This window comes from Bacillus infantis NRRL B-14911, assembly GCF_000473245.1.
Classification (GTDB): domain Bacteria; phylum Bacillota; class Bacilli; order Bacillales; family Cytobacillaceae; genus Bacillus_AB; species Bacillus_AB infantis.
Window position 1 is genome coordinate 4,485,983 of record NC_022524.1, and the last position, 15,629, is coordinate 4,501,611.

17 protein-coding genes and 1 pseudogene are annotated in these 15,629 nt (G+C 47.9%); 1 reads left to right on the plus strand and 17 read right to left on the minus strand.

Annotated elements, in window-relative coordinates; genetic code table 11:
• Positions 1–485: 485 nt before the first annotated feature.
• Both N288_RS22100 and rpiB read right to left on the minus strand, forming a co-directional pair.
• Positions 486–1,049: a TIGR01440 family protein gene (locus N288_RS22100; RefSeq protein WP_009792620.1), complete on the minus strand. Its 564-nt coding sequence runs from the start codon at positions 1,047–1,049 to the stop codon at positions 486–488.
• Between the two features lie 20 nt (positions 1,050–1,069).
• The gene (rpiB, locus tag N288_RS22105) at positions 1,070–1,510 is read right to left on the minus strand and encodes a ribose 5-phosphate isomerase B (RefSeq protein ID WP_009792619.1); all 441 of its coding nucleotides are present in this window, start codon (positions 1,508–1,510) and stop codon (positions 1,070–1,072) included.
• Positions 1,511–1,720: 210 nt separating this feature from the next.
• Between rpiB and N288_RS24440 the strand changes: the two genes are divergently transcribed.
• Positions 1,721–2,236 (plus strand): C40 family peptidase, encoded by a 516-nt coding sequence (locus N288_RS24440; protein WP_009792618.1) that lies wholly within the window; start codon positions 1,721–1,723, stop codon positions 2,234–2,236.
• A 27-nt stretch (positions 2,237–2,263) separates the two neighbouring features.
• Here the strand turns inward: N288_RS24440 and N288_RS22115 are convergent, their stop codons facing one another.
• The 15 genes and pseudogenes from N288_RS22115 to rho form a co-directional block, all read right to left on the minus strand.
• Positions 2,264–2,896 (minus strand): NUDIX hydrolase, encoded by a 633-nt coding sequence (locus N288_RS22115; RefSeq protein ID WP_009792617.1) that lies wholly within the window; start codon positions 2,894–2,896, stop codon positions 2,264–2,266.
• A gap of 118 nt (positions 2,897–3,014) precedes the next feature.
• Complete coding sequence (locus N288_RS22120; protein ID WP_410110759.1) at positions 3,015–3,962, minus strand: methyl-accepting chemotaxis protein; 948 nt, start codon at positions 3,960–3,962, stop codon at positions 3,015–3,017.
• Positions 3,954–4,307: pseudogene (locus tag N288_RS25915) on the minus strand (HAMP domain-containing protein); the annotation flags it as partial. The gene N288_RS22120 and the pseudogene N288_RS25915, both read right to left, overlap by 9 nt.
• Positions 4,308–4,323: 16 nt before the next feature.
• On the minus strand, positions 4,324–4,761 hold the full coding sequence (locus N288_RS22125) for a low molecular weight protein arginine phosphatase (RefSeq protein WP_035401974.1): 438 nt from the start codon (positions 4,759–4,761) through the stop codon (positions 4,324–4,326).
• Between the two features lie 745 nt (positions 4,762–5,506).
• Positions 5,507–6,064 carry a manganese efflux pump MntP gene (locus tag N288_RS22130; RefSeq protein WP_022544503.1) on the minus strand — a complete coding sequence of 186 codons (558 nt, stop codon included), beginning with the start codon at positions 6,062–6,064 and terminating at the stop codon, positions 5,507–5,509.
• A gap of 220 nt (positions 6,065–6,284) precedes the next feature.
• Positions 6,285–7,325, minus strand: a complete 1,041-nt coding sequence (locus tag N288_RS22135) for an L-threonylcarbamoyladenylate synthase (protein ID WP_009792612.1) — start codon at positions 7,323–7,325, stop codon at positions 6,285–6,287.
• A 176-nt stretch (positions 7,326–7,501) separates the two neighbouring features.
• Positions 7,502–7,942 carry a GNAT family N-acetyltransferase gene (locus tag N288_RS22140; RefSeq protein WP_009792611.1) on the minus strand — a complete coding sequence of 147 codons (441 nt, stop codon included), beginning with the start codon at positions 7,940–7,942 and terminating at the stop codon, positions 7,502–7,504.
• Positions 7,943–8,099: 157 nt separating this feature from the next.
• A complete protein-coding gene (gene gsiB, locus N288_RS22145) occupies positions 8,100–8,486 on the minus strand; it encodes a glucose starvation-inducible protein GsiB (RefSeq protein WP_022544504.1) in 387 nt (128 codons plus the stop codon).
• A 186-nt stretch (positions 8,487–8,672) separates the two neighbouring features.
• Positions 8,673–9,371: a stage II sporulation protein R gene (gene spoIIR, locus N288_RS22150; protein WP_009792609.1), complete on the minus strand. Its 699-nt coding sequence runs from the start codon at positions 9,369–9,371 to the stop codon at positions 8,673–8,675.
• A 615-nt stretch (positions 9,372–9,986) separates the two neighbouring features.
• Positions 9,987–10,865 carry a peptide chain release factor N(5)-glutamine methyltransferase gene (gene prmC / locus N288_RS22155; protein ID WP_009792607.1) on the minus strand — a complete coding sequence of 293 codons (879 nt, stop codon included), beginning with the start codon at positions 10,863–10,865 and terminating at the stop codon, positions 9,987–9,989.
• Positions 10,858–11,931 carry a peptide chain release factor 1 gene (gene prfA, locus N288_RS22160; protein ID WP_009792606.1) on the minus strand — a complete coding sequence of 358 codons (1,074 nt, stop codon included), beginning with the start codon at positions 11,929–11,931 and terminating at the stop codon, positions 10,858–10,860. Before prfA ends, prmC begins: the two co-directional genes overlap by 8 nt.
• A gap of 386 nt (positions 11,932–12,317) precedes the next feature.
• A complete protein-coding gene (locus tag N288_RS22165) occupies positions 12,318–12,779 on the minus strand; it encodes a hypothetical protein (RefSeq protein ID WP_141195050.1) in 462 nt (153 codons plus the stop codon).
• Between the two features lie 139 nt (positions 12,780–12,918).
• Positions 12,919–13,539 (minus strand): thymidine kinase, encoded by a 621-nt coding sequence (locus N288_RS22170; protein ID WP_009792604.1) that lies wholly within the window; start codon positions 13,537–13,539, stop codon positions 12,919–12,921.
• 163 nt (positions 13,540–13,702) lie between these two features.
• Positions 13,703–13,915, minus strand: a complete 213-nt coding sequence (gene rpmE, locus N288_RS22175; protein ID WP_009792603.1) for a 50S ribosomal protein L31 — start codon at positions 13,913–13,915, stop codon at positions 13,703–13,705.
• 156 nt (positions 13,916–14,071) lie between these two features.
• Complete coding sequence (gene rho / locus N288_RS22180; RefSeq protein WP_009792602.1) at positions 14,072–15,346, minus strand: transcription termination factor Rho; 1,275 nt, start codon at positions 15,344–15,346, stop codon at positions 14,072–14,074.
• Positions 15,347–15,629 lie beyond the last annotated feature (283 nt).

Consider the following 15,629-nt stretch of genomic DNA (forward strand, 5'->3'; position numbering starts at 1 on the left):
GCTGCGCGCTGTGGGGTTCAACTTTTCCGCTATTTCCCGCAGGACGTTGAATCCGCTCCTTCGAAACTTCATCGCACGAAGAAAATGCGCAGCATTTTATGAGGAGTCTTCGTGCCTTCCACTGCAATCAACAGGGTTTTAAAAATTTTATGGCAAGTTTCCGGTATCAGGCTGGTCTTTTCCACTTATAGACTTGCTTGAATGGCTGCTGATACATAGGATTTCTACTTGTTAATGAGGCTGTTGATTTCCGCTGCAGGCACTTCGCTTTCCGCGGGGCGGCGCTGAGCCTCCTCACGCTTGCGCGCTGCGGGGTCTCAGCTCTGCCGCTATCTCCCACAGGAGTCTTCGTGCCTTCCGCTCCAATCAACAGGGTTTTAAAAATTTTTTGCAGGTTTGCGGTACCAGGCAGTCTCTCTACAAATCAAAAAGGAGTACGTGTAATTTTACCCGTACTCCTTTCTCTAAAAAAGATATCTTTCATCTTAACACGATTCATTCTCCGGCAGCCTCTCATACACGGCGCGCCTTCCGCCGATGAGTTTTGGTCTTGTGGAGGCGAGGGTGACGTGGGCGCTGCCGATGCTTTTTTGTTTGGTTCTGATTGGAACTGCTACATGCTTCAGGTGCATGCCGATGAGGGTGTCGCCGATGTCGATGCCGGCGTCGGCCTTGATGAATTCGACGACGGCCGGGTCCTTGAATTGCCTGTATGCATATGAGGCCATGGCACCTCCGGCCTGGCGCACCGGTACGACTGATACTTCTTCAAGATTCTTCTGATCCGCAGTCTGCCTTTCCACAACGAGCGCCCTGTTCAGATGCTCGCAGCACTGGAAGGCGAGTCTGGCCCCTGTCCGTTCGGCAAAATTCTTTAGCTCTTCAAAGAGGATGGCCGCGGCTTCATCTGTGCCGGATGTGCCGATCCTTTTGCCGATTACTTCACTTGTGCTGCAGCCGACCACAAGCACGCTGTTTTCGTTAAGCGCCACCTGTCCGCCGAACTCATCCAGGATTTCTCTCAATTCAGTCTGAATCTCTTCGAACATGGTATCACCCTTCCAGTTGCTTATAGATCTTCGTAGGTTTTGATTTTTCCGATCCGGTTCGCATGGCGTCCGCCTTCAAACTCGGTTTCTAGCCAGGTTTTCGCTATTTCCCGGGCAAGTCCCGGTCCGATCACACGCTCGCCCATGGCAAGGATATTGCTGTCATTATGCTGGCGGGTCGCTTTGGCACTGAATACATCATGGACCAGTGCACAGCGGATGCCCTTCACCTTGTTGGCGGAAATGCTCATTCCAATCCCTGTCCCGCAGATCAGGATTCCTTTATCAAATTCGCCTGATGCCACCTTCTCCGCTACAGGAAGCGCATAGTCCGGATAATCAAAGGAGACGCCGCACTCGCAGCCGAAATCTTCATATTCAATGCCCATTTCTTCCATCAAATGTTTCATTTCTTCGCGGATATTCACTCCGCCATGATCTGAAGCAATTGCAACCTTCATTACAAGAACCTCCTAAATAAACACGATTTCTTCCTTTATTTTGACACAAGTAAGCTGAAATAGAAAGCTGGCCGGACTGTTTCTGCTGCTAAAAAAAATTACAGAAAGGTAACGCCTATTCACTGAAACTGTAAACAATGCTTAACGATTTTTTTCCCGCTGCCATTTACAATTACCAATGAAGACAAACCAAAGAAAGAAGGAATTCAAATGAAAAAGAATCTATTCAAAGGCCTTGCTGCCGCTTCTGTGCTGATGGCAGGATTGTCCTTCCATTCAGCAGGTGCATCAGCAGACGTTTTCACCGATACTTTCGGGAAGCTCCAGCCAAAACTGAATGTTGAACAAAAACTAAATGTCGTCATTGAATATGCAGATGCGCTTACCCATGCAAAAATCAAATACAAATACGGCGGCACATCAGAAAAAGGATTTGATGCCTCCGGTTTTGTTCAGCATGTGTACGGCAAAGCAGGCGTTAAGCTTCCGAGGACTTCTGCCGCAATGCAGCAAACAGGGAAAACCATTCAGAAGAAAGACCTGAAGCCGGGTGACCTTGTCTTTTTTAACACAGCCGGCGGCAGCAGCAAAAAGGCTTCCTTCGTGGGCATCTATGCCGGTCACAATCAATTCTTCGCTGTTACCGTCAAAAAAGGCGTCACCGTTGTAAAGCTGACAGACTCTTATTGGGCGAAGAAATATCTGGGTGCCAAACGGGTTATGTAACCCGGCGGCCTTTCCATCAGGAAGGGCCTATTTCTGTTCCGGCAGTTCATTGACAATCTCTATAAAATGCTGCAGGATCCGGGCGGTCAAACCCCAAATGACCTTATCCTCAAAATAGTAAAAGCATTCTTCCATTGACCTTGTCTGCCAATTATAGTTTTCGCCGCCGGCAATCCGGTCGAAAGGAAAACCGTTTTCCGGTTCCAGCCTGAAATTCATTTTATAAATTTCAGGCTTTGCCTTCAGCAGATAGGAAAGCGGTACGGTGAATACTTCCCCCACCTCTTTCGGGTTCACCTGGAAAGGCCGGGAAGGCTTCAGCATTCCTGCAAAAGGGTAGATGATCATGCCAAACGGGGATACCATATAGTCAAGGGGAACTGTCCCTCTAATTTCATCCATGGGGATTCCCAGCTCTTCGGTTGTTTCCCTGATTGCTGTATGCTTCACGTCCGGATCCGATCTGTCGACCCTGCCCCCCGGAAAACAAATCTCCCCCGGCTGCCTGCGCATTTCCATGGACCGGACCTCAAAAAGGACATGGACACCGTCTTCTTTTTCAATCAGCGGTACGAGAACTGAATAGTTTATAAATTTATTGCTTCCCAGGATGGCCGGTGTCCTGCTGCCCAATCCTGCGATAATCTCCTCTATATTCATTCACCCATCCACCTCCATTTATATTTATATCTATTCCCCTATTTATCCATCAGCAAAATCGCCTGCTGTGAAATAAAGAAGAATCCCCGCTTGTGCCGCAGAGATTCTTTCTTGTTGTTTAAACCCTGAACTTGGTGATCGTTTCCTTCAGCTTTTCCGCCTCATCCTTCAATTCAAAAGCAAGCTTCTCCACATTGGAAATGACCATTGATTGATTTTCAGTTGCAGAGGCGACCTCCTGGGCTCCGGCGGATGTTTCCTCCGCGATGGCTGCCACTTCCTGCGACTGGGTGGCAGAATGGCGGATGCCTTCCATCTGCTGCTCCACCAGGCTCGAAATCGTTGTGACAGACGAAGCCATCTGGTTGACGGTATTCGTCATTTCACCGATGACCTGATTGGTTTTGACTCCTTTTTTCCCCTCGGCAGATGCCGTTTCGACCTGGTCCGTAATTTGCCTAACAACATTTTGGACTTCATTCTGGATGTTTTTAATCAATTCGGAAATGCCCTGGACCGCTTTGGCGCTTTCATCAGCCAGCTTCCGGACTTCCTCTGCCACGACGGCAAAGCCTTTGCCGTGCTCACCTGCACGCGCAGCCTCAATCGAAGCATTCAGCGCCAGCAGGTTGGTCTGAGCTGCAATATCTCCCACCAGCTGGATGATCTGCTCTACCTTCGCAGCATTATCTTCGAGGCGCTTGACGGTCTGCAATGATTCCTGATTATCTTCCGCCAGCTTGGTAATTCCAGTTACAAGAGAGTGGATGACTTTCTTCGACTCATTCAGATCATCGACTAGCTCACCGGAAACCTGCTGGGACGTTTTCGCCTGCTGCTGTACTTCTTCAGCAATCCTTGTTGCATCCTCGACCGACTCGGCAGTCGCCTGAATCGACACAGCTGAGCTGTCGGCACCCAGGGAAATCTCGCCGATTGTCCTGGAGATGCTTGCAGCCTGCTCGGCAGCAGCTGATGCTTCCTGTGAAATGCTGATTACTTTATCATTGGTATGCTGAAAATTTTCATCGATTTTCGCGACCATTTCCCGGAGATTTGAAAGCATATGGTTGAACGCCGCTCCGAGGGAACGGATTTCATCATCTGATTTGGAAAGCTCCGCGTCTTCCCTGATATCGCCTTCTGCCGCTTTCAGAGCTGTCTTCTCCAGCTTTTGCAGCGGTTTCGTGATAAAGCCGGCCGCAACGAATGTCAATACACCGGACCACATGGCCCCAAGAGAAAGCGTGATAATGTTAAAAGCCGCTTCCCCGAACGGCAGATACTCCTTCACAATTGGATAAAGACCATAAATGAACACCGCACTCGTGGTGTAGGTAATGAATGCCAGTATGGTCGTTAACAGCACAAGCTTTTTTCTCAACCCGAACTTATAGCGCTTCTTCTCCATGATTGCCCCCTGGTCGTTACTTCTCTAATTTGTTAATAATCTGTTCAATATGCTTTTTCAGTTCATTAAAGGTTTCTCTGTATATTTCAAGGCTTCCGCCGAATGGATCAAGGATCTCACCGCCGTGTTCCCCTGCAAACTCTGTCAGTGTAAAGGTTTTGCCCTCTGCTCCCTCAAACATGCTGACCACATTCCATTTATGCCCGGACGTCATCGTCAAAATGACATCTGCCCACTCAACCAGCTCTGCCGTCAGTGCGCTCGAGGTATGTACATGGGCAATCCCCTGCTCCTCAAGAACCTGCTTCGCATGTGCGGAGGCCTGTCCCCCATTGGCAGCAAACACACCAGCAGACTTCACCTCAATCCCCGGAAGCTCCCTGCTCTTCAAAATAGCCTCTGCCATCGGGCTCCGGCAAGTGTTACCAGTACAAACAAACAATACGCGTCTCATCGATGCAGCCCCCTTTCCCTCCATTATAAGCCAATTGTCACAGTTTCAATAGACAAGCATGGAAAAATTTATAGAAAGTTCACAACCGAAATGCGGAGGGGGCTTGCTCAGCCCTGACAAGCATAAGACGCTTTAGGATAAAAGGCGTTCTTTGCCTTCAATCCTAAAGTGGCTTATGACTCGAAGGGCTAGCACCCGGAGCTGGACAACACGAAGTGCGGAAGGGGCTTGCTCAGATTAAGGATCGCGGACTAAAAACGCCACGTCCTGTGGCAACGTCCGCATGACCCGCATCCTGCGGGCCCAGCATAAGGCGCTTAGGAATAAAAGGCGTTCTTTGCCTTTAATTCCTAAGTGACTTATGACTCGAGGCTCTAGCCCCTGGAGCCGGACAAACCGAAATGCGGAGACGGCTTGCCCAGGGCCGACAAGCCTAAGACGCGCTAGAATAAAAGGCGTTCTTTGCCTTTAATTCTAGCGTGGCTTATGACTCGAGGCCCTAGCCGTCGCAGCTGGACAATACGAAATGCGGAGGGGGCTTGCTCAGCCCTGACAAGCATAAGACGCTTTAGGATAGAAGGCGTTCTTTGCCTTCAATCCTAAAGTGACTTATGATCGAGGCTCTAGCCCCTGGAGCCGGACAAACCGAAATGAGAAGACAGCTTGCCCAGCAAAAGGAACGCAACATAAAAAGACACCCGCCAGGATGCCTTTATTTTCTGCAATGAATGAATAGCCTCCCGCATTAAAAAAATGGCCATAACAGCTTTATGCCGAAAGCGAGGAGGATGGCTCCTCCGAGTGCTTCGCTGTAGGATCCAAGCCATCCCTGAACCTTGCGTCCGGCCAATAGCCCTGCCCATGTCAGAATCGCCGCGGCTGCACCGAAACATACCAGGACAAGCGCTGTTTTCGCTCCATAAATTCCAAGAGAGAGACCGACCGAAAAGCTGTCCAGGCTGACACTCAACGCAAAAATGAGCAGGCCGAAACCAACGGGTGTAATCAAGCTTGAATCATCATCCTTGATGCTTGACCAAATCATCTGGGCACCGAGCAGCAGCAGCAGCCCTCCCCCGATATAGGCCGCAATAGAGCCGAACTGCTCCGATAGGAACCTGCCGGCAATCATTCCTAACAGCGGCATGAAGACATGGAAAAGACCGATCGTTATTCCTATTTTAAAAATTTGCCTCAGGCGCAGCTCGAACATGCCCATGCCAAGTCCGACCGAAAAAGCATCCATCCCGAGGGCAAACGCCATTAACATCAACGTAATAAGTTCCCCAAAAAACGAAGTCATCCATTCTCCTCCTTGGACTTGCTAATTCAGCATATGCACGTCCAAGGGGAAATAGAATTAGAAAAGCGGAGGCGACTGTTCTATCGAGGAACGCGGACTAAGTACGCCACGTCGTATGGCAACGTCCTCATGACCCGCTTCCTGCGGGCCTAAAAAATGCCAGGCACCTCCCGCGGACAAATCACATTGAAATGTCCACAGACGGTGCCTGGCACTAAAATTATTTAATGATTCGATGGCCTGCTGCTTTGAGAAGCCGGTTCATAATGGCTTCACCGACACCTTCTGCGGGGAAGGATTCGCTGAAGATCACATCCACTCCAGAGCTGTTGAAGCTCCGTAATGCTTCGTAAAGGGAGGCTGCCACTGTTTCCAGATTCGCTCTCTTGCCGCATATAAATGTAAAATCGCTGTCGTAAAATTTTTCATTTTCGGCCGTTGTAAGCACACCGGCTTTCAGGCCTTCCGTATGCTGTTCGTTCACCAATTCCTGAATCCGTTCCCTTGTTCCTTCTACTATATATAAGGGAGCATCAGGTGCATAATGCCGATACTTCATGCCGGGGGAGCGCGGCGCCTCCTTCTCATCGGCAAGCGCAGGATCGGCCGCTACCTCTCCCACTACCCGCTCGAGCTGCTCTTTCGTCACTCCGCCAGGTCTCAGGATGACCGGAATCTCTCCCGTACAATCCAGGACAGTGGATTCAACACCTACTCCGGTAGGACCGCCATCCACAATTCCTGCAATCCTCCCGTTCAAATCTTCCTTCACATGTCCGGCAGTAGTCGGGCTGGGCCGCCCGGACCTGTTCGCGCTTGGAGCGGCTACCGGAACGCCGCTTTCACGGAGAATGGCGAGAGCCACCGGGTGATCCGGCATCCTGATTCCGACCGTATTCAGCCCTGCCGTTGCTGTCTCTGAGAGCTGCCCGTCTTTTTTATTGAATATAATTGTCAGCGGACCTGGCCAAAAGGCTTCCATCAGCTTATCTGCACTAGCCGGGACACTTTCCACAATCCCCTCAAGCTGCTCCCTGTCCGCAATATGAATAATGAGGGGGTTGTCAGAAGGTCTGCCCTTCGCTTCAAATATCTTCTTGACTGCTTCGTCATTTCTTGCATTTCCACCAAGTCCGTAAACAGTCTCAGTCGGAAAGGCAACCGTCTCATTTTGGGCTAAAAGAGCAGCTGCCTGTTTAATCTGTGGATAATCATTTAAACTATCCACATTTTTATCCACTGACCAAATTTCTGTCTTCATTGTTATGCCCACCTTCAATACTGTTCAAATTCTGTGTGGTATACCCTTTGTTTCAGCTTTTAAACCACAATCACTTTTGAAAGTATAAAAGAAGATGGAGGATAACTCAAGTTTTGTCCACAATTTGTGTATAACTTTTCGATAATAGTGGATAACTTTGTGGATATATCCACAATTCATAATGAAAGCTTCAGGAATGAAAAGTTATCCACAGTTAGAATATGCTGGACATGGGCGGAACTGTACAGTTCTTCCGGAAGCTCGCTTTTTTCATCCTGAAAGCCAAGCAGTTTGAAGAACTCTGCTGCTCCTTTTTTATTTGTCGCCATATATAGTGACTCGAGTTCCCTTTCCCTCGCAAGCCGCAGAATCTGCTCCACAAGCAGCAGCAGATCTTTTTCAGATGCTCTTTCCGAAAGTACCAGTGAGCGGAGGAGGCCCACACTTCCTAGAGGCTCAATGCCTAATGTCGCTTTAATATTTTCCTCTTCATCTTCCATAAGCAAGAAATAATTGATAGAATCAGAAATGCCTTCTGTCCCCAGATTGGCTTTTTCCAAAAACGCGGCCAGTTTATTTTCGTCTCCATTTTGTGCACAGCGGATCATTGTCTCCATACGCTCACCCCACTAAGATTTTGTAATCTAGTAATATATCTATGGGGCGCGGGAAAAAGTAGAACATAAAAAGAATAAAAAAACACGGCAGCCATCAGTTAACGGGCTGCCGTGCTATCTGGAATCTTTCAATTTAAACTTCCTTTACACTATAAACTTAGTCGTTGTTGTTGTTTCTTGAATTTCCGCCTTTTTCACCAATTTCGCGGTAGAAGTCTTTATCATGGTTTTCAGAAGTAGCTTCTCCGCCTTTTTGGCCGATCTCCTGGTAGAATTCCTTGTCATGGTTCTCAGAAGTAGCTTCTCCGCCCTTTTTACCGATTTCCTGATAGAATTCCTTGTCATGGCTTTCAGCAGTAGCTTCTCCGCCTTTTTGGCCGATTTCCTGATAGAATTCTTTGTCATGATTTTCAGATGTTGCTTCTCCGCCTTTTTTACCGATCTCTTGATAGAATTCTTTGTCATGGTTATTGCTGGTTGCTTCTCCGCCTTTGCGGCCTCTTTCCTCGCGGGACATTTTATCGTTGTTATTGTTGTTTGCCATGTCTTCCATCTCCTTTTCAGTAATTGTTGTTTTGGCTTACACTCCTTTAATATCCGCTTCTCCCAGAATCAAACATGCTCCCAGCATCTGTAAAAGGCTTGTCATGCACTTGTAACAATGGCATCACCTTCTCTTGTGCCGTTTTTCCTATAAAAAGAAAAGCCGCTCTATGAAAAGAGCAGCATACTATCCGAAGATTTTATCCCATAATTCTTTGATAAAAAACTTAACTTCCGGCTTTTCTTCCTCTTCTTTAACAAAGACCGGCTCTTTTTCGCTCGATGGTTCTTTAGACTTACTATCTTCCAGCACATTCCCATCTAGTTCTTTTTTACCAACTTCTCCCTTTTCCTGATTTTCCTCTTCGAATCCATCACTTACAGCTACTCCATTCGAGAAATCAAGAAAGCATAGAGGAGGAAAAAGAACACACCACCAGTTCGCTCCATCGCCTTCACCAAGTGTAATTAAAATTGCTTCGTATTCGCCGGCAGGATATAGAAACTGGCCATAGAGCTTAGTAGGAAAATCCACTTTGCCGAAATTGGCTTTAACTGTCTGATCAAAATTTTCTTCTTCTACCACGTTCTCTGCTATCTCCTGGATTTCCGGCAGGCGCGACTTGATTAATGAACGGGCTTCTTCTATTGAAGTCAGTTCGCTGACCCATTCAGTGATTTCCTTATTGACTGCGTCCCTCACCAGCCGTTTCAGCGCCTGGTCTCCTTCGCTGTCACTGTTTGCGAGGATGCGTAGGCGGATGGCTTCCTGCGGTATGACGAGCGGGTCTTCCGCTGCTACCTCTGTTTTTGGTATGTATAGGCTTAGCATTGTTCCTAAGGATAAGATAATGATATATAATTTCGCTAATGATTTTGCTGTCATTTCCGACACCGTCCCTTCACTAATCCATTGTGGACAGGAAGGGGGATTCTTAAACTAGCAAAATATAAAAAAAAGATCCCGTGTTTGAGATCTGTCATTTAGATTGCTTATAAATGGGGTCTGTTGATTTCTGTTCCAGGCACTTCGCTTTCCGCGGGGTCTCAACTCTTCCGCTATTTCCTGCAGGAGTCTTCGTGCCTTGCACTCCAATCAACTGGTTTTTCAAAAATTTTTGTGCATAAGACCAAAGGATGGAGACTAGATTCTGTTCTTTGTCTGTTGACCTTTCTGTATGGCACTATACTATTTGTGTTGCACTATCAACAATTGGAAATAAATGTATTTTATGTAGAATCTTTTGATTTTTATGTAGAATATATGGAATAAATCAAAATTTATGTAGAATAACACCCACAACGAGTAATTTCCGCCAATAATAAGGCAGGAACACCTTCAGTTTTCTCGAGAATTTATGAAAATGGTATGCCTGCTCACTTATTTAAAAATTCCTAATTAAATTTGAACATAAATACAAGTTCAAAATAAAAAAAGGAAGCCATTCCACCAATGGCCCCCCTTACTCTGGATCCAAATGCATAAATTCCCTCAACAAAACTAATCCTGCCAGCCAATCTCCGCAAAAACCATCCGGTCCTTCCCATTGATGTCGTAGACTATGTCTATGTTGGCATCTGGGAATGCGGTCCGCAGCAGTTCTGATACGGCTTTGCTTTGGCCGGCGCCGACCTCGAAGCCGACGAGTGATTTTTCTTTTAGGACGAGCGGCAGTTCTTCCATGAAGCGTCGGTAGAGGTCGAGTCCATCCTGGCCGGCGAATAGGGCGCGGTGGGGCTCGTTTTCGGTGACGACTTCAGACATCCCTTCCATATCGCTGAGCGGGATATAGGGAGGATTGGATATGATAATATCGAATTTCCGGCTTTCCTCTATGAAAGGCTGCAGCAGGTCTCCTAAAATAAACTCGATTTCAGCACCGTTCTTGTCTGCATTTTCCTTTGCCGTGTCAAGGGAAGGCCCGTACACATCTGTGGCAGTTACCTGGAGGTCAGGCGATTCCAATTTCAGGGTTACCGCAATCGCTCCGCTTCCGGTTCCAATATCAGCAGCCGCAGAGGCAGCCTCTCTGCCGAAAAGCTTTTCCTTCCTCTTCAGGGCTTCCAGCACCAGCTCTTCTGTTTCCGGACGGGGGATGAGGACATTTTCATTCACAAGGAATGTCCGCCCATAAAATTCTTCTTTTCCAATGATATATTGGACCGGCCTGCCGTCCGCGTGCAGCTGAACTGCTTCTTTGAAGGCCCCTTGCATCCTCGTATCCAGCTCTTCCCTCATCTCCGCAAGCAGGCGGGAACGGCTCATATTCAGAAAGTGGCCCAGGAGGATTTCACCCGCGTTGGAATCTCTCCCTGCCGTTTCTAAAAAAGAAGAAGCCCACTTCAGGGCTTCATAGACTTTCATAGGCTGATCAGGCATCTGAAGCTTCCTTCAGCTTGGCTGACTGCTCTTCCATGATCAAGGCATCAATCACTTCGTCCAGCTTGCCTTGAAGAATCTGGTCAAGCTTCTGGATGGTCAGGCCGATGCGGTGATCTGTTACACGGTTTTGCGGGAAGTTGTAGGTGCGGATCCGTTCAGAACGGTCACCGGTGCCCACTGCGGATTTCCGCTGCTGGTCGTATTCCGCCTGTGCTTCCTGCTGGAATTTATCATATACACGGGCACGAAGAACCTTCATTGCCTTTTCTTTGTTCTTGATCTGTGATTTTTCGTCCTGGCAGGAAACAACCGTCCCTGTAGGCAAGTGGGTCAGGCGCACGGCTGACATCGTCGTGTTAACGCTCTGGCCGCCTGGTCCGCTTGAAGCAAATGTATCGACGCGGATATCTTTATCGTGGATCTCGATTTCAACTTCTTCCGCTTCCGGCAGAACCGCAACCGTTGCTGTCGAAGTATGGATGCGGCCGCCAGATTCAGTTTCAGGCACACGCTGAACACGGTGGGCCCCATTCTCGAACTTCAGCTTGCTGAAGGCACCGTTTCCGTTGATGATAAAAATGATTTCTTTGTAGCCGCCGACACCTGTTGAGCTGGCCTCGATCACATCTGTTTTCCAGCCCTGCACCTCGGCAAAGCGGCTGTACATGCGGTAAAGATCACCGGCAAACAGAGCAGCCTCGTCGCCGCCTGCCGCTCCGCGGATTTCCATAATAACGTTTTTATCATCGTTAGGGTCTTTCGGGATCAAAAGGATCTTCAGGCGCGCTTCCAGAGCTTCCACTCTGTCTTCGAGCTCTCCTATCTCTTCCTTCACCATCTCGCGCATTTCTGCATCGAGCTTCTCTTCGAGCATCGCTTTTGCATCCTGGTATTGCCCGCGGACTTCTTTATACTCGCGGTATGCCTCCACCGTTTCCTGGATGCCTGACTGCTCCTTGGAATATTCGCGCAGCTTCTTTGTATCATTAACAATCTCAGGATCGCTCAAAAGCTCATTCAGCCTTTCGTAGCGATCTTCTACAGCTTGAAGACGATCGTACACAGTCCTTCACCTCATTTTGATTCTATTCTATATAAATCGGCTTTCACACCTAAAAAAGCTCATAAATTCATAAAATAAGTCCATTAAACCATCATGCCCATAACATTCTAATTATAGTATACAGCGCATCCCAGGTCAAAACCTAAAAAGCCCCGGAAAACCAGGGCTGGAAGTGCATAGGCAGTGGTATAGGTGACAGGCACCTTTCAAAAAAGAAGTGGTATAGGTGACAGGCACCTTTCAAAAAAGAAGTGGTATAGGTGACAGGCACCCAATTCAATACAAACCTACCCAAATCAAGGTCTTCGCACAGAAAGGTGGTACAGGTGCCTGTCACCATTTCAAAGAAGTGGTACAGGTACCTGTCACCATTTTTTCACCTTCTCCTACCGCTCACTCAACCGCACTTCAATGTTATACCGTGGAAGGGCTTTGGTGAGAGTTTTGTGCAGTTCGGCCTGGGCCTTGCGTTTTTCTTCGGCTGACAGGCTTTTGTCTGTGTGGGCCGTGACCCACATGCGGCCGCCGTTGATCCAGACTTCATCCGGCTCATATTCTGTGTATTGATTGACGACCTGGCGCGCTTTGTCAACATCAGATTGATCGTTGACCCGCCCTCCATCGATATTGAGGAAGTTCGGGTTCTGATCGCTCATCGTCCTGTCGCGGTCATCGTCAGACACTTGATCAAGGCCCCTTTTTACCTGGCCCCCGCCGTCAGTGATCAAGTTTGTCCCATTCTGGTCTTCGTTCTGCTCATGGATCCCCGCCACATTATCATCCTGTGCACATCCTCCCAATAGAGCGGCCAGAAGGACTGCTGCAGCTGCGAAAATGGATTTCATCATTTCAAACACCTCCATTAATAGGTTTTCCTTTCCCGGAGGTGAATCCGCAACCCAAATTCAGGCAGTTTGCTGGAGGAATCCGGCCACTCAGACAGCAAAAAACCCTGCTTTCACTAAGCAGAGCCTGAGCTTTCATCTATTAGGATAGCGTACGGGTCGTTTCCGAACTGTTGAGGACATTCGGCGATTTCGGAACTTCGTGGTGGTGGCGGCAGCGCGGCTCATAAGCCTCTGATGCTCCGACAAGAATGACCGGATCATCGTATGAAGCCGGCTTTCCGTTAATGAGGCGCTGGGTCCTGCTGGCAGGCGAACCGCACACTGCACATACTGCCTGAAGCTTTGTCACAAGTTCTGCAATTGCCATCAAAGCCGGCATCTGGCCAAACGGCTCACCGCGGAAATCCTGGTCGAGCCCGGCAGCGATCACCCGGTATCCGCTATCAGCTAAATGCTGGATCACCTTCACAACTTCAGCATCGAAAAATTGCACCTCATCAATGGCGATAATCTCCATATCTTCATCAATATGCTTGAAGATGTCCGTTGAATGGCTGATGGGTTTGGCAATGACTGATGTTCCATTGTGGGAGACAACTGCTTCCTCGCTGTAGCGGTTATCGATCTGCGGCTTGAACACAGCTATCTTCTGCTTTGCAAATTGCGCTCTTCTGACACGGCGGATGAGCTCTTCCGATTTTCCCGAAAACATGCTGCCGCAGATAACCTCAACCCAGCCGTGGTGCTTCATTACATACATGAGTGGCCTCTCCTTCCTTGCTAAAGAAAACACGGCGCCAAAGCGCCAATTCCCCTTTTACAACTTACACTTTTTGTTAAAAGTATAAACCTATCTAATCATCATATTCTTCTATCGGCAATAAAAAACAGGCAAGAAGTAAAAACTTGCCTGTTTCTTATCATTATTGCTGTTGACCTTTAAGACCGTATTTTTTGTTGAAACGATCCACACGTCCGCCTGCTTCAGCGAATTTCTGACGGCCAGTATAGAATGGGTGGCATTCAGAGCAAGTCTCAACACGAACCTCATCTTTTACAGAACCAGTTTCAAACTGATTGCCGCAAGCACATGTAACCGTGATTTTCTTGTAATTAGGATGAATTCCTGCTTTCATTTCTTTCATCTCCTTTTGCCCTGAGTCTTGCGAAACAGAGTTATATAGTACGATGCTTGGACACACCGTATAATTCAAAAACACACTGTTGTTATTATAACAAGGACATCATGTTTTTGCAAGATGGGATTTACTGACTTTCAGATTGTGAATAGATCAGGATTGGGAACGCCTGCCGTTCTTCATTTCTTCGCCGAGATTGGCAAAGAACTCTTCATTGGATTTCGTCTGCTTCAGCTTGCGGAGGAACTTCTCAGCAAAATCAGGCGCATCCGACATCGACTTCCTGATCGCCCACAGCTTGTCCAGATGCTCTTTCGGAATAAGCAGCTCTTCTTTCCGTGTACCTGAACGGCGGATATCGATGGCCGGGAAAATACGGCGCTCTGCAAGCTGGCGGTCAAGGTGAAGCTCCATGTTTCCTGTTCCCTTGAACTCTTCGTAAATGACATCATCCATCCGTGAGCCGGTATCAACAAGGGCTGTTGCTAGGATGGTCAGGCTTCCGCCTTCTTCAATATTCCTCGCCGCCCCGAAGAAACGCTTCGGACGGTGGAATGCTGCAGGGTCAATCCCCCCGGACAGCGTACGTCCGCTTGGCGGGATGACCAGGTTATAAGCACGAGCAAGCCTTGTGATGCTGTCCATGAGGATGATGACATCCCGTTTATGCTCCACGAGGCGCATTGCCCGGTCAAGGACAAGCTCGGCCACTTTAATATGGTTTTCGGGCACTTCGTCAAATGTCGAGCTGACGACATCACCGGCAACAGAACGTTCAATATCAGTCACTTCTTCCGGGCGCTCATCAATGAGGAGAACAATCAGCTCTGCCTCAGGATGATTCGTCGTGATGCTGTTGGCGATTTCCTTTATCAGCATCGTTTTACCCGCTTTTGGCGGAGCGACAATCAGTCCGCGCTGGCCGAATCCAACCGGTGCAAGTACGTCCATGATCCTTGTGGACACATGCTTCGGCGTTGTTTCCAGCTTCATCTGCCTATCAGGATATAAAGGCGTCAAAGCCGGGAAGTGGACACGCTCCTTGGCAGATTCCGGATCGTCTCCATTGACAGCTTCAACCTGCAGGAGGCCGAAATAGCGTTCATTTTCCTTTGGCGGGCGGACTTTTCCGGATACTTTATCTCCGTTCCTTAGATCAAATCTCCTGATTTGCGATGCGGAAATGTAGATATCCTCTGAGCTTGGCGAGTAATTGATCGGCCTTAGGAAGCCAAAGCCCTCAGACTGGATGATCTCCAGCACGCCTTCCATGAAAAAGTAGCCTTCCTGCTCAGCGCGGGCTTTCAGGATGGCAAAAATCAGCTCTTTCTTTGTCAGCTTGCTGTAGTAGGAAACTTTATATTCCCGGGCAAGTTCATAGAGCTCTTTTAACTTCATATTTTCTAAACTGGATATATTTAATCCCATATTGACACCACTCTTTTGAATTTTAAATCATTTTCCCCATATAAAATGACAATATCGTACTGTATTAAGAATATGAAAGGAAAAAGGAAAGAAAGCGTTTGAGGTTCATCGAAGCATTGGAAGGATGATTCAGCTTGTTAAAAAGGATAGTATCTTTGGTATGTTCCTGGCACTCAGGCTTAAACAGACCATATCTGCACTGCATAATCATCATAACAGATTTCAAAAACAATCTCTATTTTACCCTTATACCTGAAAGTTAATCAATATAATTTTTTCGTTC